General features: G+C 72.7%; 16 protein-coding genes. 10 read left to right on the plus strand and 6 right to left on the minus strand.

Going from position 1 to position 20,241, the window contains the following annotated elements; all coding sequences use genetic code 11:
- Positions 1-88 precede the first annotated feature (88 nt).
- From AB0447_RS29595 to AB0447_RS29605, 3 genes are all read left to right on the plus strand, one after another.
- Positions 89-1,810: a serine/threonine-protein kinase gene (locus AB0447_RS29595; protein WP_366479901.1), complete on the plus strand. Its 1,722-nt coding sequence runs from the start codon at positions 89-91 to the stop codon at positions 1,808-1,810.
- Positions 1,811-1,895: 85 nt separating this feature from the next.
- The gene (locus AB0447_RS29600; protein ID WP_366479902.1) at positions 1,896-3,533 is read left to right on the plus strand and encodes a succinic semialdehyde dehydrogenase; all 1,638 of its coding nucleotides are present in this window, start codon (positions 1,896-1,898) and stop codon (positions 3,531-3,533) included.
- Positions 3,534-3,544: 11 nt separating this feature from the next.
- On the plus strand, positions 3,545-5,329 hold the full coding sequence (locus tag AB0447_RS29605) for a GMC family oxidoreductase (protein WP_366479903.1): 1,785 nt from the start codon (positions 3,545-3,547) through the stop codon (positions 5,327-5,329).
- A 118-nt stretch (positions 5,330-5,447) separates the two neighbouring features.
- Here the strand turns inward: AB0447_RS29605 and AB0447_RS29610 are convergent, their stop codons facing one another.
- Together AB0447_RS29610 and AB0447_RS29615 are read right to left on the minus strand one after the other, a co-directional pair.
- Positions 5,448-7,076: a peptidase gene (locus AB0447_RS29610; RefSeq protein ID WP_366479904.1), complete on the minus strand. Its 1,629-nt coding sequence runs from the start codon at positions 7,074-7,076 to the stop codon at positions 5,448-5,450.
- Positions 7,077-7,528: 452 nt separating this feature from the next.
- Positions 7,529-7,816, minus strand: a complete 288-nt coding sequence (locus tag AB0447_RS29615) for a chorismate mutase (protein WP_366479905.1) — start codon at positions 7,814-7,816, stop codon at positions 7,529-7,531.
- A 235-nt stretch (positions 7,817-8,051) separates the two neighbouring features.
- Here AB0447_RS29615 and guaA point away from each other — a divergent pair, with 235 nt between their 5' ends.
- The 4 genes from guaA to AB0447_RS29635 all read left to right on the plus strand — a co-directional run bounded on the left by guaA (position 8,052) and on the right by AB0447_RS29635 (position 12,485).
- Positions 8,052-9,689, plus strand: a complete 1,638-nt coding sequence (gene guaA, locus AB0447_RS29620; protein ID WP_366479906.1) for a glutamine-hydrolyzing GMP synthase — start codon at positions 8,052-8,054, stop codon at positions 9,687-9,689.
- 128 nt (positions 9,690-9,817) lie between these two features.
- Positions 9,818-10,591 (plus strand): class II aldolase/adducin family protein, encoded by a 774-nt coding sequence (locus AB0447_RS29625; protein ID WP_366479907.1) that lies wholly within the window; start codon positions 9,818-9,820, stop codon positions 10,589-10,591.
- 102 nt (positions 10,592-10,693) lie between these two features.
- Positions 10,694-11,959, plus strand: coding sequence for a hypothetical protein (locus AB0447_RS29630; protein ID WP_366479908.1), 1,266 nt, complete (start codon positions 10,694-10,696; stop codon positions 11,957-11,959).
- Between the two features lie 34 nt (positions 11,960-11,993).
- Complete coding sequence (locus tag AB0447_RS29635; protein ID WP_366479927.1) at positions 11,994-12,485, plus strand: DoxX family protein; 492 nt, start codon at positions 11,994-11,996, stop codon at positions 12,483-12,485.
- On the opposite strand, the gene AB0447_RS29640 is transcribed toward AB0447_RS29635, so the two are convergent.
- A complete protein-coding gene (locus AB0447_RS29640) occupies positions 12,434-12,655 on the minus strand; it encodes a hypothetical protein (RefSeq protein WP_366479909.1) in 222 nt (73 codons plus the stop codon). The genes AB0447_RS29635 and AB0447_RS29640 overlap by 52 nt on opposite strands.
- Positions 12,642-13,931 carry a PspC domain-containing protein gene (locus AB0447_RS29645; RefSeq protein WP_366479910.1) on the minus strand — a complete coding sequence of 430 codons (1,290 nt, stop codon included), beginning with the start codon at positions 13,929-13,931 and terminating at the stop codon, positions 12,642-12,644. Before AB0447_RS29645 ends, AB0447_RS29640 begins: the two co-directional genes overlap by 14 nt.
- A gap of 145 nt (positions 13,932-14,076) precedes the next feature.
- On the opposite strand from AB0447_RS29645, the gene AB0447_RS29650 reads away from it, so the two are divergent.
- Both AB0447_RS29650 and AB0447_RS29655 read left to right on the plus strand, forming a co-directional pair.
- A complete protein-coding gene (locus AB0447_RS29650) occupies positions 14,077-15,369 on the plus strand; it encodes a PspC domain-containing protein (protein ID WP_366479911.1) in 1,293 nt (430 codons plus the stop codon).
- Positions 15,366-16,043 carry a response regulator transcription factor gene (locus AB0447_RS29655; protein WP_366479912.1) on the plus strand — a complete coding sequence of 226 codons (678 nt, stop codon included), beginning with the start codon at positions 15,366-15,368 and terminating at the stop codon, positions 16,041-16,043. Before AB0447_RS29650 ends, AB0447_RS29655 begins: the two co-directional genes overlap by 4 nt.
- A gap of 26 nt (positions 16,044-16,069) precedes the next feature.
- Here the strand turns inward: AB0447_RS29655 and AB0447_RS29660 are convergent, their stop codons facing one another.
- Positions 16,070-17,146, minus strand: coding sequence for an NlpC/P60 family protein (locus AB0447_RS29660; protein ID WP_366479913.1), 1,077 nt, complete (start codon positions 17,144-17,146; stop codon positions 16,070-16,072).
- Between the two features lie 131 nt (positions 17,147-17,277).
- Positions 17,278-17,631 (minus strand): hypothetical protein, encoded by a 354-nt coding sequence (locus AB0447_RS29665; protein WP_366479914.1) that lies wholly within the window; start codon positions 17,629-17,631, stop codon positions 17,278-17,280.
- A gap of 82 nt (positions 17,632-17,713) precedes the next feature.
- Between AB0447_RS29665 and pcrA the strand changes: the two genes are divergently transcribed.
- Positions 17,714-20,182, plus strand: a complete 2,469-nt coding sequence (gene pcrA / locus AB0447_RS29670) for a DNA helicase PcrA (protein WP_366479915.1) — start codon at positions 17,714-17,716, stop codon at positions 20,180-20,182.
- The last annotated feature ends 59 nt before the right edge of the window (positions 20,183-20,241 follow it).

Below are 20,241 nucleotides of genomic sequence, written 5' to 3' on the forward strand. Positions count from 1 at the left end.
AGTGCTGTCTCACCGACCCCGCTTGGTTCCGGCCATGGCCGCGTGCTCCGTAACCTGGCGTCCGAAGTGCACAGAGCGGCGAGGTTTCGTGGAACACAGGACAGGCGAGGGCGACGTACTCGCAAACCGGTACCGGCTCGCCGAGCCCATCGGCCGCGGCGGCATGGGCAAGGTCTGGCGCGCCCACGACGAGTTGCTGCACAGGACGGTGGCCGTCAAGGAACTGACGGCCGGTCTGTACGTCGCGGAGGCCGACCGGGCCGTTCTGCACGCCCGCACCCAGAAGGAGGCGCGGGCCGCCGCGCGCATCGCGCACCCGGCCGTGGTGACCGTCCACGACGTGTTCGAACACGACGACCGGCCGTGGATCGTCATGGAGTTCATCGACGGCCCCTCCCTGGCCGACGCCGCCAAGGCGGCCGGCCGGATCGAGCCCCGCGAGGCCGCCCGGATCGGCCTGCACGTGCTGGGCGCCCTGCGCGCCGCGCACGCCGTGGGCGTGCTGCACCGGGACGTGAAACCGGGCAACGTGCTGCTCGCCAAGGACGGGCGGGTGCTGCTCACCGACTTCGGCATCGCCGCGATCGAGGGGGACACCTCGATCACCCGGACCGGCGAGCTGGTCGGCTCCATCGACTACCTGGCCCCCGAACGGGTCACCGGCGGCGCCCCCGACCCGGCCTCCGACCTGTGGTCCCTCGGCGCCACCCTCTACACGGCCGTCGAGGCCCGCTCCCCGTTCCGCCGCACCTCGCCGATCTCCAGCCTGCAGGCCGTGGTCAACGACGAGCCCCCGCCGCCGCGTCAGGCGGGCGCGCTGGGCGCCGTCATCACCGCGCTGCTGCGCAAGGACCCGGCGCAGCGGCCCTCGGCCGCCGAGGCCGAGCGGATGCTGCTGGAGGCGATGGAGGGCCGGGAGCCCAAGGCGGCCCACGCGTACGTGCCCACGCAGACGTTCGCCGCGCAGGAGCGCGCCGAGGCCGACCTCGGCCGGGCCGCCCCCGTACGGCCCGCGCCCGGCGGGACCGACCCCGGCGGCAGCGGTACGGCCCGGGTGCCCGGAGCGGGCGGTGCGGGGCAGGCCGGCCCGCCGGACCACCCGTCCGCCGCGGCCGCCCCCCGCGGCTCCCGCAAGGGCCGCCTCCGCCGCGGCGCGGTCGTGGCGCTGGTGGCGGCGCTGCTCGGCGGGGGCGGCGCCTTCGGCATCGGCAAGTACCTCGACGGACGGGGCGCAGCGGCCGACGAGGGCCGCCAGACCGCGAGCGGCGGCACGGGCGGCGCACAGACCGGCGGCGGTACGGCCGGTACATCCGGTACGGGCGGCACGCAGGCCGGAGACGGCAAGGCGGCCACCGTCCCGGCCGGCTGGCGCCAGGTCACGGACCCGGCCGGGTTCACCCTCTTCGTCCCGCAGGGCTGGAAGCGCCAGATGTTCGGGGACCAGATCGACTACACCCCGGACAACGGAAAGCACCGGATCCGGATCAGCATCGACCCGACCCCGGACTACCGGGATCCGTACGCCCACCTGCTCGACCTGGAGAAGCAGGTGAGCGCCCGGTCCGCCTACAACCGGGTGTCTCTGCAGCCGATCACCTTCCAGGGTCAGACCCAGGCCGCCCTCTGGGAGTTCACCTGGCAGGAGAAGAAGGACTTCCCGGGCCCGCGCCGCGCCATCGACCAGATGTACGTGGCCCCGAACGGCTCCGAGTACGCGGTCTACATGGCCGGCCCGGCATCGGACTGGTCCAAGACCCGTGCACAGTTCGACACGGTGCTCAGCGGCTGGCGGCCGCCCGCCGCCCGCTGATGCTGCCACCGATCACTGGCGGAAAACTCAAATTCCGGTTACCGGCGGGTACCCAAAGGGTTCGGCGGGCAATACGCTCACCCGCATGACGGACTCGCAGGCCCCGGCCACCGCCCCCGGCACCACGGCCACCCCCGACTTCACCAACCCGGTCGCCGCCGCCCCGGCCGGCGCACGCACCGCCGCCGACGTGGTGACCCCCGAGCTGGTCGCCCGGCTGACCCGCGGAGTGACCGGCTCCGGCCGCACCGCGAACCACACCCCCTTCACCGGGGACAAGCTGGCCGACCTCCCCGAGGCCACCCCGGAGGACGTCGCCACCGCCTTCGAGCGGGCCCGTGCCGCCCAGCCCGCCTGGGCGGCCGTACCGGTCCGGGCGCGGGCCGCCGTACTGCTCCGCTTCCACGACCTGGTGCTCGCCCGGCAGTCCGAGGTCCTGGACCTGATCCAGCTGGAGACCGGCAAGGCCCGTCTGCACGCCCACGAAGAGGTCCAGGCCGTCGCCGTCGCCGCCCGCCACTACGGGCGCAAGGCTCCCGCCTACCTCCGGCCCAAGCGGCACGCCGGGGCCATGCCCACCCTCACCAAGGTCACCGAGCTGCGCCAGCCGCGCGGGGTGGTCGGGCAGATAGCCCCCTGGAACTACCCGCTGGAACTGTCCGTCGGCGATGCGCTGCCCGCCTTCGTGTCCGGCAACGCGGTGGTCATGAAGCCCGACACCGAGACCGCGCTGACCGCCCTGTGGGCCCGCGACCTGCTGATCGAGGCCGGGCTGCCCGCCGAGGTCTTCCAGGTGGTCCTCGGCGAGGGCCCGGTGGTCGGCCCCGAGGTGGTCCGGCACGCCGACTACGTGTCCTTCACCGGCTCCACCCGTACCGGCCGCGAGGTCGCCCAAGGCGCCGCCGCCCGCCTGGTCGGCGTCTCCCTGGAACTCGGCGGCAAGAACGCCATGCTCGTGCTGCACGACGCCGACATAGAGAAGGCCGCCCAGGGCGCCGTCCGGGCCTGCTTCTCCTCCGCCGGGCAGCTGTGCATCTCCATCGAGCGGCTGTACGTCCACGCCTCCGTCGCCGACGCCTTCGTCGAGCGCTTCGCCGCCCGCACCAAGGCCATGCGCCTCGGTGCCTCCCTCGCCTACGGCGCCGACATGGGCTCGCTGGTCGGCGAGCGCCAGCTGGAGACCGTACGGCGGCACGTGGACGAGGCCGTCGCCAAGGGAGCGACCCTGGTCGCCGGCGGGGTCGCCCGCCCCGACATCGGCCCGCTCTTCTACGAGCCCACCATCCTCGACGGGGTCGAGGCGCCGATGGCGGTGTGTGCCGAGGAAACCTTCGGCCCGGTCGTCTCGATCTACCGGTTCACCGACGAGGACGAGGCCGTCGCGCAGGCCAACGCCACCGCGTACGGCCTCAACGCCAGCGTCTGGACCAAGGACGCCCGGCGCGGCCACGCCGTCGCCGCCCGGCTGCGCACCGGCACCGTCAACATCAACGAGGGGTACGCGCCCGCCTACGGCAGCGTCCAGTCGCCCATGGGCGGCATGAAGGACTCCGGCCTCGGCCGCCGGCACGGCTCCGAGGGCATCCTCAAGTACACCGAGGCCCAGACCGTCGCCCACCAGCGGCTGCTCCCGATGGCCCCCTCGCTGGGCATGAACGACGACGCGTACGCCGCGTTCATGACCCGCAGCCTCAAGGTCATGAAGGCCCTTCGCATGCGCTAGGAGTCGCTGCAGTGTCGTTCGACAAGGAGTACGACTACGACGTCATCGTCGTCGGGTCCGGTTTCGGGGGTTCGGTGTCGGCCCTGCGGCTGACCGAGAAGGGCTACCGGGTCGGAGTCCTGGAGGCCGGCCGCCGTTTCACCCGCGCCACCCTGCCCCGCAACTCGTGGGACCTGCGCAACTACCTGTGGGCGCCCGCCCTCGGGCTGTACGGCATCCAGCGGATCCACCTGCTGGGCAATGTGATGGTGCTGGCCGGCGCCGGAGTCGGCGGCGGCTCGCTCAACTACGCCAACACCCTGTACGTGCCGCCGCCGGCCTTCTTCCGGGACCGGCAGTGGTCCGCCATCACCGACTGGCAGGCGGAACTCGCCCCCTACTACGACCAGGCCAAGCGGATGCTGGGGGTGCGCCTCAACCCGACCATGACCCCCTCCGACGTGCACCTGAAGGCCGTCGCGGAGGAGATGGGCGTCGGGGACTCCTTCCACATGGCCCCGGTCGGGGTGTTCTTCGGAGACGGGGCCGACGCCGACGGCACCGCCACGGCGCGCCCCGGCGGGGAGGTCCCCGACCCCTACTTCGGCGGCGCCGGACCCGCCCGCCGGGCCTGCACCGAATGCGGCGAGTGCATGACCGGCTGCCGGCACGGCGCCAAGAACACCCTCAACGAGAACTACCTGCACCTCGCCGAGCGGGCCGGCGCCGTCATCCGACCGATGACCACGGTGACCGCCCTCTCCGAGCACCCCGACGGCGGCTACCGGGTGCGGACCGTCCCCACCGACCAGCGCCGCCGCGGCAAGGCCAAGATGCTGCGCGCCCGCCACGTCGTCCTCGCGGCCGGCACGTACGGCACCCAGACCCTGCTGCACACCATGAAGGACCGCGGGGAGCTCCCGCGGCTGTCCGCCCGGCTGGGCGATCTCACCCGCACCAACTCCGAGGGACTGGTCGGCGCGCAGACCGACGACCGCCGCTACCGGCGGCGGCACGGCAAGGACAAGCGCGCCGACTTCACCCGCGGCGTGGCGATCACCTCGTCCGTGCACCCCGACGCCGACACCCACATCGAGCCGGTCCGCTACGGCAAGGGCTCGAACGCGATGGGGTTCCTGACGATCCTCCAGGTCCCCTACGGCAAGCACCGGGTGGCGGCCTGGTTCGCCCGCACCGCCACCCACCCCCTCCAGCTGCTCCGCTCGCTGTCCAACCGGCGCTGGTCCGAGCGGACCATCATCGGCCTGGTCATGCAGTCCCTGGACAACTCGCTGACCACCTACCGCAAGCCGGGCGGCATAGGGAAGGGCCTGCTCACCGCCCGCCAGGGCCACGGCGCGCCCAACCCCACCCAGATCGCCGAGGCCACCCGGGCGGCGACGCTGCTCGCCGAGGAGATCGGCGGCTTCCCCGGCAGCAACGTCGGCGAGCTGATGGGCACCCCGCTCACCGCGCACTTCCTCGGCGGCTGCCCGATCGGCGCCTCCCCGGAGGAGGGCGTGGTCGACCCGTACCACCGGCTGTACGGGCACCCGGGCATCTCGGTGGTGGACGGTTCGGCGGTCTCCGCGAACCTCGGGGTGAACCCGTCGCTGACCATCACCGCGCAGGCGGAGCGGGCCATGTCGTACTGGCCGAACAAGGGCGAGGCGGACCCGCGGCCGGCCCAGGGCGCGGCGTACGAGCGGCTCGCGGCGGTGGAACCGGTGTCACCGGCGGTCCCGAAGGAGGCGTTCGGCGCGCTCCGGCTGCCGTTCCTGGCGGTCCCGGAGGTCCCGCCGAAACGGCCGCAGTGACCTGAGGCGGACGCGCGGGAGCCCCGGCAGGACGGATCCTGCCGGGGCTCCCGGCCGCCGCGTACGCCCGGGCGCATGCCGCTGGGCACGCCGCCGGCGTACGCCGCGGGGTACGTCGTTACGCGCGACCGGTGCGGCGGCGGAACACCACGAACAGCACGGCTCCGCCGGCGAGGACCGCGGCGGAACCGACGGCCAGCGGCAGCGCCGAGCTGCCGGTGTCGGCCAGGTCGCCGTTGGGCACGGCGGCGTTGCCGCTCGGGGTGGCGGTCGGGGTCCCGGAGGCCGAGGCGGTCGGGGTCGGGGTGCCGGTGCCCGAGCCGGCGCTGGGGCTGGGGGCGGGGCCGGACGTCGTGCTCGGGGACGGGGTGACGCTCTTCGGGTTCAGGACCAGCAGAGCGGTGTTGTTGACCGTGTCGGAGTCCCACGCGTGCGGCGTGCTGCCGGAGGACGTCCACGCGCCGACCCGGACCGTGCCGATGGCGTCCTGGACGACCTTCTCGATCTTCAGCTGGAAGCCGTGGAGGGCCTGCTCCCCGTCGAAGACGCGGGAGCCGATCTCGCAGAAGTAGCGGGGCGCCCCGAGCTGCTGCTCCCGGTAGCCGCCGTCGGCGTTGACGCCACGGCAGTGCTCGGGCTTCTTCGCCGCCTTCGCGCCGGCCGGGATCGTGATGTCGACCAGGCCCACCGGCTCACCGGAGTGGACGTAGCCGACCCAGGCGGGGCCGTTGTTGCGGAAGCCGAGGTCGACGCCGACGGTCTCGCCGGCCTTCGCGGTGGCGGAGTCGCCGAGGGCGATGAAGTCGGCGGTGTTCCGGACGGTGAAGCCGGCGCTCTGCGTGTTGTCCCACGGGTTGAGGTCCGCCGACCGCAGGGTGGCGGCCCGCGGCTTCAGGGAGAGCTTCCGGCCGGTGTGCGGCTTGGCGAGCGCCTTGGAGGCGGGCGCCTTGTCCGCCTCGAAGACGCTGACCTCCAGCGATTCCTGAAGGGCCCGGTGGGTGGCCTTCAGGGTCAGCGGCTCGACCGTTTCGTAGGCGAGGTCGGGTTCGAAGCTGCCCTCGAGGATGCACACGGTGGTGCCCAGGCCCTTGTCCGTCGGGCCGTCGCCGTCGGAGCTGTACGCACAGTTGTCGTACTTCTCCACGAACTCCATGCCGCGGGTGGTCCGCATGGAGAGGGCCACACCCTTGGCGGCGGTGGTTCCGTCGTTCGCGAAGACGATCGGGACCCGCTGTCCTTCGCCCACCGCGAGGCTGTTCCGCAGCCCGAGCTTGCCCAGCACCAGGTCGGGGCCGCCGACCTGGACCCGGGTGGTGAAGGGGGTGAAGGCGGCGCCCTCGGCCTTCGCGGTGACCGCGATGTCACCGGCCCGGCCCACCGTGCTGCCCTTCGCCGCGCTGACCTTCAGGTCGACGCTGAGCCAGCTGCGGGCCACGCAGGTCAGCGTGGCCGCGGCCACGGTGCACTGCTGCCGGTGGGCTGCCGCAGGGTCGGCGACCACGTCCGCGATGCCGCGCACCTTGCCCAGGTCGACCGTGAAGGTCACGTCCTTGTTCCACGACGTCGCGGGCCACTCGGCTCCGACGGTCAGGGAAGTCGCCTCGGCTGCGCCCGTCGCCGGGTGCGGCTGGAGGGCGAGGGCGGACGGGCCGACGAGGGTGTGTACGGAGTCCGCGGCGACCGCGGGGGTGGTCAGTCCCACGGCCACCAGACCGGCCGCGGCCAGCAGGGAGAGTCGCTTCTTCATGAAGAACCTGACCGCTGAGGCCGCACCGCAGTTGCGCCGTTCACCGTGTGACGGAGCCCACATCTCCGATTCCCGCCGGGAGGGCAACCTTCCGGGGTGATCGCCGGTCACTTAGGTGCGATCGACGGGGACCGCGCTCGGAGGGGGAGCGCGGTCCCCGTCCTCGTATGCAGGGCCGCAAACAGAACGGCCGGCCTCGGGCGTCCCCGAGGCCGGCCGTCCTTCATGAGGTGACCGGGCCGCTGTCCCCTGCCGTCCGGTCACGCGCCGGAACGAGGTCCCACGACGCACTTCCACGGGCCGTGCGTCTCATCGCTCCGGCGGAGCCACGCGTGACAACCTCACCAACGAAGGCCCCCGGGGGCGGTCACGGCCCGGACGGGTGACGAACAGGCGCCCGCGCGCGCCCGCCCGCGTGCCCGCACCCGCGTGGCCGTGCACCCGGTGAGGTTTCAGACCCGGCCGCGGCACAGCTCCAGCACGGTCATGGCCAGCGAGGTGCCGGGCTTGCCGAGCGCGTCGCTCCAGTGCTGGAGCACCTCCATCTCGCGCGAGAGGTGCACCCGGCGCCCGCCGGAGGAGACCCGGGCCTCCTGGATGACGGCCGAGACGGCCATCCGCTCCTGGATCAGCCCGATGATCCGGTCGTCGATGGCGTCGATCCGGTCGCGGGAGTCGGCGATCAGCTGCTCGGGGGCGGCGGCGGTGGTGGTGGCGGAGGTGGCGGTGGCGGTGCTCATGGTTTCTCCTGAAGGTTTGTGCCGACAGGAGCGGAAACGCAGAGCGCCCCGGTCCTGTCGGACCGGGGCGCTCTGGGAAGTCAGCGGCTCAAGCGAGCATCACGAGGACCCATGGCGACCGGACCGGCCGGTGCCATAGGTAAAGAGGAAGCTCAGCTGCTTGCGCATGGAACGAATTATTACCGTGCGTCCCGCCCCGGGCCAAGCAGGTTCGGATGGTGAGACGAAGACGGCCATGCGTCCCCCGTTAGAATCGACAACACACACCCTCTTTCCGCCGGAAGGCCGCCCCGTGCCAGTAGCATCCACCGCCGCACCGGACGTCGTCCTCGTTGTCGACTTCGGCGCGCAGTACGCCCAGCTCATCGCCCGCCGCGTCCGTGAGGCCCGGGTCTACAGCGAGATCGTGCCGAGCACGATGCCCGTGGCCGAGATGCTGGCCAAGAACCCCAAGGCGATCATCCTCTCCGGCGGCCCGTCCTCCGTGTACGAAGAGGGCGCCCCCCAGCTCGACCGTGCCATCTTCGAGGCCGGGATCCCCGTCTTCGGCATGTGCTACGGCTTCCAGCTGATGGCCACCACCCTCGGCGGCACCGTGGACAACACCGGTGCCCGCGAGTACGGCCGCACCCCGCTGTCCGTCAGCAAGCCCGGCTCGACCCTCTTCGAGGGCACCCCCGAGCACCAGTCGGTGTGGATGTCGCACGGCGACGCCTGCTCCGCGGCGCCCGAGGGCTTCACCGTCACCGCCTCGACGAACGTCGTACCGGTCGCGGCCTTCGAGAACGACGAGAAGAAGCTGTACGGGGTCCAGTACCACCCCGAGGTCATGCACTCCACGCACGGCCAGCAGATCCTGGAGCACTTCCTCTATCGGGGCGCCGGCCTGGCCCCCAGCTGGACCACCGGCAGCATCGTCGAGGAGCAGATCGCGGCCATCCGCGAGCAGGTCGGCGACAAGCGCGCCATCTGCGGCCTGTCCGGCGGCGTGGACTCCGCGGTCGCCGCCGCCCTGGTCCAAAAGGCCATCGGCAACCAGCTGACCTGCGTGTACGTCGACCACGGCCTGATGCGCAAGGGCGAGACCGAGCAGGTCGAGAAGGACTTCGTCGCCGCGACCGGCGTGCAGCTGAAGGTCGTGGACGCGCAGGAGCGCTTCCTCACCGCCCTCGCCGGGGTCTCCGACCCCGAGGAGAAGCGGAAGATCATCGGCCGCGAGTTCATCCGCGTCTTCGAGCAGGCCCAGGCCGAGATCATCGCCGAGGCCCCGCACGAGACCCCCGTCGAGTTCCTGGTCCAGGGCACCCTGTACCCGGACATCGTCGAGTCCGGCGGCGGCACCGGCACCGCCAACATCAAGTCGCACCACAACGTCGGCGGCCTGCCCGAGGACCTGGAGTTCCAGCTCGTCGAGCCGCTGCGCCAGCTGTTCAAGGACGAGGTCCGGATGGTCGGCCAGGAGCTCGGCCTGCCGGACGAGATCGTCCAGCGCCAGCCGTTCCCCGGCCCCGGCCTCGGCATCCGCATCGTCGGCGAGGTCACCAAGGAGCGCCTGGACCTGCTGCGCGAGGCCGACGCCATCGCCCGCCACGAGCTCACCGCGGCCGGCCTGGACCGCGAGATCTGGCAGTGCCCGGTGGTCCTGCTGGCCGACGTCCGCAGCGTCGGCGTCCAGGGCGACGGCCGCACGTACGGCCACCCGGTCGTGCTGCGCCCGGTCTCGTCCGAGGACGCGATGACCGCGGACTGGACCCGCATGCCCTACGAGGTGCTGGCGAAGATCTCGACCCGGATCACCAACGAGGTGCCGGACGTGAACCGGGTGGTGCTGGACTGCACCAGCAAGCCCCCGGGCACCATCGAGTGGGAGTAGTCCCCACCCGCCGTCCCTGACGCGAAGCCGCCGCTGCCACCTTGGAGCGGCGGCTTCGCCGTTCCTCTGGCCAGTTCGCGGGCCCGCGGGTACCTTGCGCCGCAGCCGCGAGTCGACCGAGGAGGGCCATGACCGACCAGCCGGAGCCGGTGCCCGTGGAGCGGCTGGCCTTCGAGATGCCGCCGCAGTTCGGCACGCCGCAGGAGGAGCGCGCGCACCGCAGGACGCGGCTCGCCGGAGCCCTCCGGCTGTTCGGGGAGCTCGGGTACGAGGACGGGGTCGGCGGGCACATCACGGCACGCGACCCCGAGTTCGAGGACTGCTACTGGGTGAACCCGTTCGGGGTGGCGTTCGCCCGGCTGACCCCCGAGGACCTGCTGCTGGTCGACGGGGACGGGCGCGTCGTCCAGGGCGGGCGGCGGGTCAACGAGGCCGCCTTCGCGGTGCACGCGGCCGTGCACCGGGCCAGGCCCGAGGTGGTGGCCGTCGCCCACACCCACTCCGTCCACGGTCGCGCGCTGGCCGCCCTCGGCGAGCTGATCGACCCGATCACGCAGGAGGCCTGCGCCTTTTACCAGGACCACGCCCTTCTCGACAAATACACGGGAGTGGCGTTCGACGCCGGGGAATGCACCCGGATCGCCCAGGCGCTGGGCCCGTACAAGGCGCTGATCCTGCGCAACCACGGCCTGCTGACGGTGGGCGGCTCGGTGGACGCCGCGGCCTGGTGGTTCATCTCGATGGAGCGTGCGGCCCAGGTACAGCTGGCCGCACGGTCGGCCGGCAAGCCCGTGCAGATCGACCACCGCAGTGCCGTCGCCACTCGCGTACAGCTCGGCTCGGACCTCGCCGCGTGGGTCAACTACCAACCCCTCTGGCAACGCGTGGCGTCAACATCATGAACGGTTAATCACCCGCTCTGACATCGTGCGCAGTCCGGAGCCCCGGTGCGGTGGTGCACAATTCGCGAGCATTGCACCGAAGTTCAGAGAGGCGGCACGCTCGTGGCTGTCCAAGAGATCCACCGAACCACCCACGGGGGCGGCTGCACCTGCGACGACTGCCCGCACGGGGCACGCGAGGGCCACCGCCGGGCCGCCCTCGCCTTCCAGGAGCAGCGCGACGAGTTCGCCGCCGGCCAGGGCCTGCCCGCCGCGGTGGCCCGCTCGGCCGGGGCCTCCCGCCAGTGGGTCTCCGACGAGCTGACCCAGTCGGCCCGCACGGTCGCCGACCGGGGCCGCGAAGCCGGCCACTCCTGGCTGTACCTGCTGTCCCGGCGGGCCGTGCTCGCGGTGTGGATCGCGGCCGGGCTGCTGCTGCTGGTGCAGGTCGGCACCGCGCTCGGCACCGGCTGGTCGGCCGCCCGTACCGCCGGGCTGCTGGCCGCGCTGCTGCTGGCCGGGCTGCTCACGGTGGCGGCCCGCGCGCAGACCGTCCGGGGCGGGCTGCTGGCGCCGCTCGTCGGGGAGGACAACCGGCTGTCCACCTCCAAGGCCGTGCCCTGCGCCTGGCTGCTGCTGACCGCGTTCGCCGCGCTGCTGCCGGCCCTGCGGCTGGCGGCCTCCGGGCCGGGGCCGGAACGGGAGGCGCTGTACCAGGGGCTGGAGCTGTGGCGGGCGGTCCCGCTGCTGGCCGTGGTGGCCCTGACCTCCGCGGTGGCGGTGCTGGTCCGCCGGGTGGTGTCCGTACGCATTCTCGGGCAGCGGCTGCAGAAGCTGCCGGCGGACCGGCCGCGCGGCGCGGACCTGCTGACCGACGACTCGGGGCGGGGCAGCTTCCCCGACGCGCAGTACGTCCTGGTGTCGACGGTGGTGCTGACGTACGCGGCGGTCTCGCTGGCCCGGTTCCCGGACCGGCTGCCGCGGCTGCCGTGGGCGCTGGCCCTGCTGGTCGCCCTGTCGGCCGCCGTCTATCTGGCCGCCAAGTACGCGGAGGGAAGCCGTCCGCTGGTGCTGTCGGTGGTCCGGACCCGGGAGCCGGGGGACCTGGACGCGCCCGTCCGCACGGGGGACGACATCGAGATCCGCGGAGTGGGTTTCGTGCCGCCCGGGGCGCACACCCCGGAGATGCTGGCGCGGCTGGTGGTGCGGATCGGGGCGGTGCACGTGCACGTTCCGCTGGTGCCGGTCGCGGGCGGGTTCACCAACCCCTCGGACACGGTCCTGGTGGTTCCGGTGCCCGCCGATGTGGAACCGGGGCGTACCGACGTGTCGGTGGTGACCGCCGCGGGGGTGGAATCCAACCGCTGTGCCATCGACGTTGCCGAGTGAACGGGGTAGACATGGGAGCGTGACCCGAACAGAGATGGGGGAGCAGCCCTCCCTCCGAACCGATCTGCGGGAGCGGGCCTCCCTGTACGCGCTGCTGCCGCTGCGCATCTTCCTCGGCGTGACCTTCGTCTACGCGGGTCTGGACAAGCTGACCGACTCCGCGTTCCTGTCCGCTTCCGGTGACGGCTCGATCGGCGACCTGATGCGCGGGGTGCGGGACACCTCGGCGATCCCGGGGCTGGTGGACCTGGCCCTGAAGTCCCCGGTCGGCTTCGCGGTGGTGCTGGCCGTCGGGGAGCTCCTGGTGGGCCTGGGCACCCTGGCCGGGCTGTTCGCCCGGGCCGCGGCCTGCGGCGGGGCGCTGATCTCGCTGAGCCTGTGGCTGACCGTCAGCTGGCAGGTCACCCCGTACTACTACGGCAACGACCTCATCTACCTGATGGCGTGGCTGCCGCTGATCCTGGCCGGGGCCTCCTACTGGTCGCTGGACGAGCGGATCTGGCCGCGGTCGCGGCGTACGGCATAGGTGGTCAGGCCGATCAGGGCGGCGAGGGACAGCCCGCCCGTGGTCATCGGGAGGACCACCCACCAGGCGAGGTCGCTCCCGCCGGTGGCGTCGACCAGATAGAGCACTCCCGCCACCAGCAGGACCAGGCCGGCGAGGAGCCGTCCGGGCTGGAACTCATGACGCCGCACGGGCCACCTCCACCTGTCCCACACCCGCGTTCAGGTGCAGTTCGATCGTCCCGCCGGCCTCGGTTCCGGGGGCGGGCGGCACGGTCGCCGTCCGGGTCTGGTTGCGGACGCCCTCGATGCGGTCCGCCCGGTCGCCCGGCATCTGTACGTCGCCCAGCCGGACGCGGACCTCGGCGCGGGCGGTGACCTCGCGGGGCAGGACCACCTTGAGCCGGCCGGCGTCGATGGACGCGGTCACGGCGAGGGTGCTGCCCTTGGCCACGTCGAGCCGGCTCAGGTCCAGGGTGGCGAGGCCGGTGCCGGCCTCGTAGGACGGCCGGACCTCGGCTACGGCGGCCGGCCGCCAGTCGACCTGCTTCCAGTCGGTGCCGATCTCCCGGGGCAGTGCGGCCGCCCCGGCCAGCAGCCCGGCGGTGAGCACGGCGAGCAGGACGGTGCCGATGCCGGTGCGGCCGCGGACCGAGCTGACCGCGAGGCCGAGGCCGAACACGGTGAGGGCGCAGGCGAAACCGACCTGGAGGGCGTGGCCCAGCGGGTGGCCGTGCCAGGCGGCGGCGGTCCCGATGGAGCCGCCGAGCAGGGCGAACAGGAAGACCCGGCCTCCGATCCCGCCGCGCGGGCGGCGCTGTGGAGGCGGCTGGGGTCCGGCTGCCGCAGGGGCGGACGGGTCGTCCTGGCTCTCCGGCGGGCCGGCGGCACCCTCCGGGCCCCACAGGTAGCCACTGCCCGGCGCCCCGGCCTTGACCAGCGGGTCCTTCCACCAGGAGGGGCTGCCCGGGGTGGGCGGGGCCTGGGTCTCCGGCGGTGCCTCGGCACGCGGGTGGGCCGGCTCGGCCACGGCGGCGGGCAGGCTCCGGCGGCGGTGGGACCAGTAGGCGGCGCCGGACACGGCCAGGATCACCAGGATCGAGAAGCCGCCCATGCCGCCGTTGTCCAGCAGCGACAGGAACACCGCGCAGCCGACCAGCGCCGCCAGGACCGCGGCCAGGGTGCCGCCCTCGATCCGGCCGGTGAGCAGCTTCTTGGCCTCGTTGTCCTCCTCGCCGTCCAGCGGCAGCAGCAGCCAGGCGAAGCCGTAGAAGATCAGGCCGACGCCGCCGGTGACCGCGAGGGTACCGAGCACGATCCGGAAGATCACGGGATCGAGGTCGAAGTACCGGCCCAGGCCGCCGCACACGCCCGCCAGCACCTTGTCGCGCTTGCTGCGGCGCAGCGGCGGGCGGTCGGCCTGGGCGGCCTCCGGGGCTGCGGGCGGAGACTCGTGGACGTCGGTCATGGCTCCATGGTGACGGCCGCCCCGAGCCGCCGGTATCCGGCCCGACCCTGGCGCAACCCTGAGAAACCCCCGAGGGCCGTTCCCACCGAAAACCGGGGGGCTGCCCTGATGTCCCCGCCCTCTCCCGCGTGTGACCATCGGGAACATGCCAGTGGTCGCCGCATCCAGTACCCCGCACGCCCCCGAGGCCGAAGAGCATCCGCAGCGCAAGCTCTACCGGAGCGCCGACGGGCGGATGCTCGGCGGTGTCGCGCGCGGCCTCGCCGGTCACCTCGGGCTGCCCGTGCTGTGGGTCCGGCTCGCCTTCCTCGGCATGTTCATGTTCGGCGAGGGGCTGGGGGTGCTGCTCTACGCCGCGTTCTGGGTCTTCGTACCGCTCGGGGTCGGCGGCAAGCCGGCCGGCCGCTCCCTCTACGAGACCATGCCGGACGGCCGGCGCCGGCTGCGCACCCCCGACACCGGGCAGGTCGTCGCGCTCGTCGTGCTGGCCGTCGGGGTCATCCTCTTCATCACCAAGGTGCAGGTGGGCGGCGAATCCGGCCGCTACCTGTGGCCCACGCTGCTGGTCGGGGCCGGCGTGGTGCTGGTGTGGCGGCAGGCCGACAACGCCCGCCGCGCCCACTGGACGGCGGCCGCCGGCCGGCACGGCCGGCTGCTCCAGGTGGGCCGGGCGCTCGCCGGAGTGGCCCTGGTCGGCGTCGGACTCACCGTGTTCATCGTCGTACGGGGCTCCGCCGCCCAGCTCGGCAACGTCCTCACGGCGAGCCTCGCCGTCCTCGTCGGCATCGCCCTGCTCGCCGGACCCTGGCTGATCCGGATGACCCAGGACCTCTCCGAGGAACGGCTGATGCGCATCCGCGCCCAGGAACGCGCCGAGGTCGCCGCCCACGTTCACGACTCGGTGCTGCACACCCTCACCCTGATCCAGCGCAACGCCGAGGACGTCGGCGAGGTCCGCCGGCTGGCCCGCGCGCAGGAACGCGAACTGCGGAACTGGCTGTACAAGCCGGAGGGGACCGGCAAGGACGAGGCGGAGGAGCCGGCCACCCTGGCCGAGGCCGTGAAGAAGACCGCCGCCGAGGTGGAGGATCACCACGGGGTGCCCATCGAGGTCGTGGTCGTCGGCGACTGCCCCCTGGACGAGAAGCTGGGCGCACAGATCCAGGCAGCGCGCGAGGCAATGGTGAACGCCGCCAAGTACGGTGGCGAGGGCGGGCCGGTGCAGGTCTACGCGGAGGTGGAAGGGCGGACGGTGTTCGTGTCCGTACGGGACCGGGGGCCGGGCTTCGACATCGACGCGGTACCGGACGACCGGATGGGCGTACGAGAATCGATCATCGGCCGGATGCAGCGCAACGGCGGAACCGCACGGCTGCGGGCCGCCGCCGGCGGGGGCACGGAAGTCGAGCTGGAGATGGAGAGGGCGAGCACCCAATGAGCGAGGTAGCGGACAGGCGGGTCCGGGTGGTGCTCGTCGACGACCACCGGATGTTCCGCACGGGCGTGCAGGCGGAGATCGGCGAAACGGACCGGACCGGCGTCGAGGTGGTCGGCGAGGCCGCCGACGTGGACCAGGCGGTCACGGTCATCACGGCCACCCGCCCCGAGGTGGTGCTGCTGGACGTGCACCTGCCGGGCGGCGGCGGGGTCGAGGTGCTGCGGCGCTGCGCTCCGCTGATGGCGGCGGCCGAGAACCCGGTGCGGTTCCTGGCGCTGTCGGTGTCGGACGCGGCCGAGGACGTCATCGGGGTGATCCGCGGCGGGGCCCGCGGCTACGTCACCAAGACGATCACCGGGGCGGACCTGGTCGACTCGGTCTTCCGGGTGCAGGACGGGGACGCGGTGTTCTCGCCGCGGCTGGCGGGGTTCGTGCTCGACGCCTTCGCCTCCACCGACGCGCCCCCGGTCGACGAGGACCTGGACCGGCTGACCCAGCGGGAGCGGGAGGTGCTGCGGCTGATCGCCCGCGGGTACGCCTACAAGGAGATCGCCAAGCAGCTGTTCATCTCGGTGAAGACGGTCGAGTCGCACGTCTCGGCGGTGCTCCGCAAGCTCCAGCTGTCGAACCGGCACGAGCTGACCCGGTGGGCCACGGCCCGCCGGCTGGTGTGACGGACGGGCACCGGGACAGGACCCGCTCAGGCGGGCCGGCTCGCGCCCGCCCAGGGCATCGAGTCGATCGGGGCGACGCGGACCGTGGAGCCGGGGCGCGGGGCGTGGATCATCTGGCCGTTGCCGATGTAGAGCCCGACGTGCGTCACGCCGGAGTAGAAGAAGACCAGGTCGCCCGGGGCCAGCCGGTCCCGGGAGATCCGCTGCCCGGCGTTGATCTGGGTGTAGGTGGTGCGGGGCAGGGAAACCCCCGCGGAGCGCCAGGCCGCCTGGGTGAGGCCCGAGCAGTCGAAGGAGCCGGGCCCGGTCGCCCCCCAGCCGTACGGCTTCCCGATCGCCCCGTACGCGAAGGAGACGGCGCGGGCGGCGCGGGAGCCGTCGGCGGGCGGCCGGGCCGGTTGCGCGGCCGGCCGGGCGGCGGTGGCGGACCCGCCCCGGGCGGGCGCTGCCGCGGGGCCGGAGTGCGGGTCCTGGGCCTCGTACCGGGCCCGCTCCTCGGCGGTGAGTTTGGCCAGCAGCCGCTTGGCGGCCTGGAGCTTGCCCTCGGCGGCCTGCTTGTGGCGGGCGAGTTCCGCCTGCCGGTCGCGCAGCTCGGCCAGCTTTCCGGAGGCCTGGGCGCGCAGGGTGTCGACCTCGTCGAGCTGGCGGCGTACGGAGGCGATCTCGGCGGCCTTGCGGTCGCCGGTCCGCTCCAGGAAGGCGGCCCCGTCCAGGTACTCCTGCGGGCTGTCGGAGAGGACCAGCTGGGCGGTCTGCCCGAGGGCGCCGCTGCGGTACTGGGAGGCGGCGAGCGAGCCGAGGGCGTTGCGGGCGGTGTTGAGCCGGTCGGCCTTGCGGGCGGTGCGGTCGCGCAGCTCGGCGAGGGACCGCTGGGCCTCGTCGGCCTTTTCCTTCGCCCCGTTGTAGCGCTCGGCCGCGGCCTCGGCCTCCTCGTAGAGCCGGTCCACCTCGGCCTTGACCTGGCCCGGGGAGAGCCGCGGCTCCGCCTGCGAGGAACCTTCGAACGCGGTGGCGGTGGCAGCGCCCGCGAGGGCGAGGGTGGCGGCCTTCCGGACGGTGCCGCCGGAGAGCGGGCGCTGCCTGGGCTTTCGATGACTGGCCACGGGGGGCGTCCTTCCGTTCGTCTTGGGGGAGGACGCTAGACCCGAAGGTAACGGGCGGATGACGAGATGATCCGAACTGATCTGATGTGACTGGATGTGGCCGAACTGGTGCCGGAGGGGGGCGTGTGGCGTCAGTTCCAGAGGACGGCGATGAAGATATTGGCCACGGTCAGCCCGCCGACCGCACCGAACAGCGCCTTGTCCACCTGCTCCTCGTCCCGCTTGACGTAGACCAGCGCCAGGATGACGAACAGGACGGCGAGCTTCACGCCGACCTTGATGTTGTTGACGCTGCTGCCGTCCATCTCGCGGAACCCGACCAGCAGCACCCCGGTGACCAGCATGGTCAGCGCGCCGTGCAGCATCGCCGGCACGAACCGCGCGGTGCCCGCGCTCATCGCCTTCATCTGGGTCAGGAAACCGCCGAGCAGCGAGGCGATTCCGATGATGTGCAGGCCGACGAAGACATCGATGAGTACGTCCATGCGAGGAGCGTACGGGGCCGCCGGAGACGAGATCCGGCGGGGGCGCCCGGCTGTCGGCGGGGAGCTCTAGACTCGGAAGGCGATGAGCAGCCTCTTTGACGACAGTTTCCTGGCGGACCTCACCCCCTCCCACGAGGAGCCGCCCCCGCCGCCCGAGGAGTACGCCCCCGAAGCGGGCGCGGACGACCTCTTCGAGGGGCACTTCGACGCGCCCATGAGCGGGGACCGCTACTACCGGGACGGCTCCCCGAAGCCCGTCATCGACCCGGCGTCCCTGCTGGACGGGCTGAACGAGCAGCAGCGCGCCGCCGTGGTGCACGCGGGCTCGCCCCTGCTCATCGTGGCCGGCGCCGGCTCCGGCAAGACCCGGGTGCTCACCCACCGCATCGGGCACCTGCTGGCCGCCCGCAACGTCCACCCCGGCCAGATCCTCGCGATCACGTTCACCAACAAGGCCGCCGGTGAGATGAAGGAGCGCGTCGAGGGCCTGGTCGGCCCGCGCGCGAACGCGATGTGGGTGTCGACCTTCCACAGCGCCTGCGTCCGCATCCTGCGGCGCGAGTCCAAGCGCCTCGGCTTCACCTCCTCCTTCTCGATCTACGACGCCGCCGACTCCAAGCGCCTGATGGCACTGGTCTGCCGCGACCTGGACCTGGACCCGAAGAAGTTCCCGCCCAAGTCCTTCAACGCCAAGATCTCGAACCTGAAGAACGAGCTGATCGACGAGGACGCCTTCGCGGCGCAGGCGGCCGACGGCTTCGAGAAGACCCTCGCCCAGGCCTACGCCATGTACCAGGGGCGGCTGCGCGAGGCGAACGCGCTCGACTTCGACGACATCATCATGACCACGGTGCACCTGCTCCAGGCGTTCCCGGACGTCGCCGAGCACTACCGGCGCCGCTTCCGGCACGTCCTGGTCGACGAGTACCAGGACACCAACCACGCCCAGTACACGCTGGTGCGCGAGCTGGTCGGGCCGGGCTACCCGGACCTGCCGCCGGCCGAGCTGTGCGTGGTGGGCGACGCCGACCAGTCGATCTACGCCTTCCGCGGCGCGACCATCCGCAACATCCTCCAGTTCGAGGAGGACTACAAGGACGCGACGACGATCCTGCTGGAGCAGAACTACCGCTCCACCCAGACGATCCTCTCCGCGGCCAACGCGGTCATCGAGCGCAACGAGAACCGCCGCGCCAAGAACCTGTGGACCGACGCCGGGACCGGCGTCGGCATCACCGGCTACGTCGCGGACACCGAGCACGACGAGGCGCAGTTCGTCGCCGACGAGATCGACCGGCTGACGGACGCGGGCGACGCGAAGGCCGGCGACGTCGCCGTCTTCTACCGCACCAACGCCCAGTCCCGCGTGTTCGAGGAGATCTTCATCCGGGTCGGCCTGCCCTACAAGGTCGTCGGCGGGGTGCGCTTCTACGAGCGCAAGGAGGTCCGCGACGTGCTGGCCTACCTGCGGGTGCTGGCCAACCCGGAGGACAACGTCCCGCTGCGCCGGATCCTGAACGTGCCCAAGCGCGGCATCGGCGAGCGCGCCGAAGCGATGATCGACGCGCTGGCGCTGCGCGAGAAGATCACCTTCCCGCAGGCGCTGCGGCGGGTGGACGAGGCCTTCGGGATGGCCGCCCGGTCCACCAACGCGGTCAAGCGGTTCAACGTCCTGATGGAGGAGCTCCGGACGATCGTCGACTCCGGCGCCGGGCCGGCCGTGGTGCTGGAGGCGGTGCTGGAGCGTACGGGCTACCTGGCCGAGCTCCAGGCGTCGACCGACCCGCAGGACGAGACGCGGATCGAGAACCTGCAGGAACTCGCGGCGGTGGCGCTGGAATTCGAGCAGGCGCGCGCCGAGGACAACCCCGGCACCCTGGCCGAGTTCCTGGAACAGGTGGCTCTCGTCGCCGACTCCGACCAGATCCCGGACGAGGACACGGAGGGGACGGGCGTCATCACGCTGATGACCCTGCACACCGCCAAGGGCCTGGAGTTCCCGGTGGTCTTCGTGACCGGCATGGAGGACGGGGTCTTCCCGCACATGCGGGCACTGGGCCAGACCAAGGAGCTGGAGGAGGAGCGGCGGCTCGCCTACGTCGGCATCACCCGTGCCCGCGAGCGGCTGTACCTGACCCGCTCCAGCATGCGCAGCGCCTGGGGCACCCCCTCCTACAACCCGCCCTCGCGGTTCCTGGAGGAGATCCCCGACCAGTACCTGTCGTGGAAGCGGACGGGCCCGGCGCAGAAGCCGGCCGGCCCGATCTCGGGCTCGGGCGGCGCGGGGAAGTCCTCGTTCGGGACCTCGCCGGAGGCGTTCCTGTCGTCCTCGCGGACGAAGTCCGGGCCGTCGGGGTTCGCGACGCGCCGGGCCGCCGACAAGCCGGTGATCTCCCTGGCGGTGGGGGACCGGGTCACCCACGACCAGTTCGGCCTGGGCACGGTCATGGAGGTCCGGGGAGCCGGCGCGGACGCGCAGGCGACCGTCGACTTCGGGGACGCCAAGCCGAAGCGCCTGTTGCTGCGCTACGCGCCGGTCGAGAAGCTGTAGCGGCTGCGGCTGCGGTTTGGGCTGCAGCCGGGGCCGGGGCCGGGGCCGGGGCCGGGGCT

It is taken from the genome of Streptomyces sp. NPDC051211 (assembly GCF_040689505.1).
Taxonomy (GTDB): Bacteria; Actinomycetota; Actinomycetes; order Streptomycetales; family Streptomycetaceae; genus Streptomyces.

What these genes read in the sequence shown, in the direction of transcription:
- AB0447_RS29600 (WP_366479902.1), top strand. Translation starts at nt 1,896, where the DNA reads ATGACGGACTCGCAGGCCCCGGCCACCGCCCCCGGCACCACGGCCACC.
- AB0447_RS29610 (WP_366479904.1), bottom strand. Translation starts at nt 7,076, where the DNA reads ATGAAGAAGCGACTCTCCCTGCTGGCCGCGGCCGGTCTGGTGGCCGTG.
- AB0447_RS29615 (WP_366479905.1), bottom strand. Translation starts at nt 7,816, where the DNA reads ATGAGCACCGCCACCGCCACCTCCGCCACCACCACCGCCGCCGCCCCC.
- guaA (WP_366479906.1), top strand. Translation starts at nt 8,052, where the DNA reads ATGCGTCCCCCGTTAGAATCGACAACACACACCCTCTTTCCGCCGGAA.
- AB0447_RS29625 (WP_366479907.1), top strand. Translation starts at nt 9,818, where the DNA reads ATGACCGACCAGCCGGAGCCGGTGCCCGTGGAGCGGCTGGCCTTCGAG.
- AB0447_RS29635 (WP_366479927.1), top strand. Translation starts at nt 11,994, where the DNA reads ATGGGGGAGCAGCCCTCCCTCCGAACCGATCTGCGGGAGCGGGCCTCC.
- AB0447_RS29645 (WP_366479910.1), bottom strand. Translation starts at nt 13,931, where the DNA reads ATGACCGACGTCCACGAGTCTCCGCCCGCAGCCCCGGAGGCCGCCCAG.
- AB0447_RS29650 (WP_366479911.1), top strand. Translation starts at nt 14,077, where the DNA reads ATGCCAGTGGTCGCCGCATCCAGTACCCCGCACGCCCCCGAGGCCGAA.
- AB0447_RS29655 (WP_366479912.1), top strand. Translation starts at nt 15,366, where the DNA reads ATGAGCGAGGTAGCGGACAGGCGGGTCCGGGTGGTGCTCGTCGACGAC.
- AB0447_RS29665 (WP_366479914.1), bottom strand. Translation starts at nt 17,631, where the DNA reads ATGGACGTACTCATCGATGTCTTCGTCGGCCTGCACATCATCGGAATC.
- pcrA (WP_366479915.1), top strand. Translation starts at nt 17,714, where the DNA reads ATGAGCAGCCTCTTTGACGACAGTTTCCTGGCGGACCTCACCCCCTCC.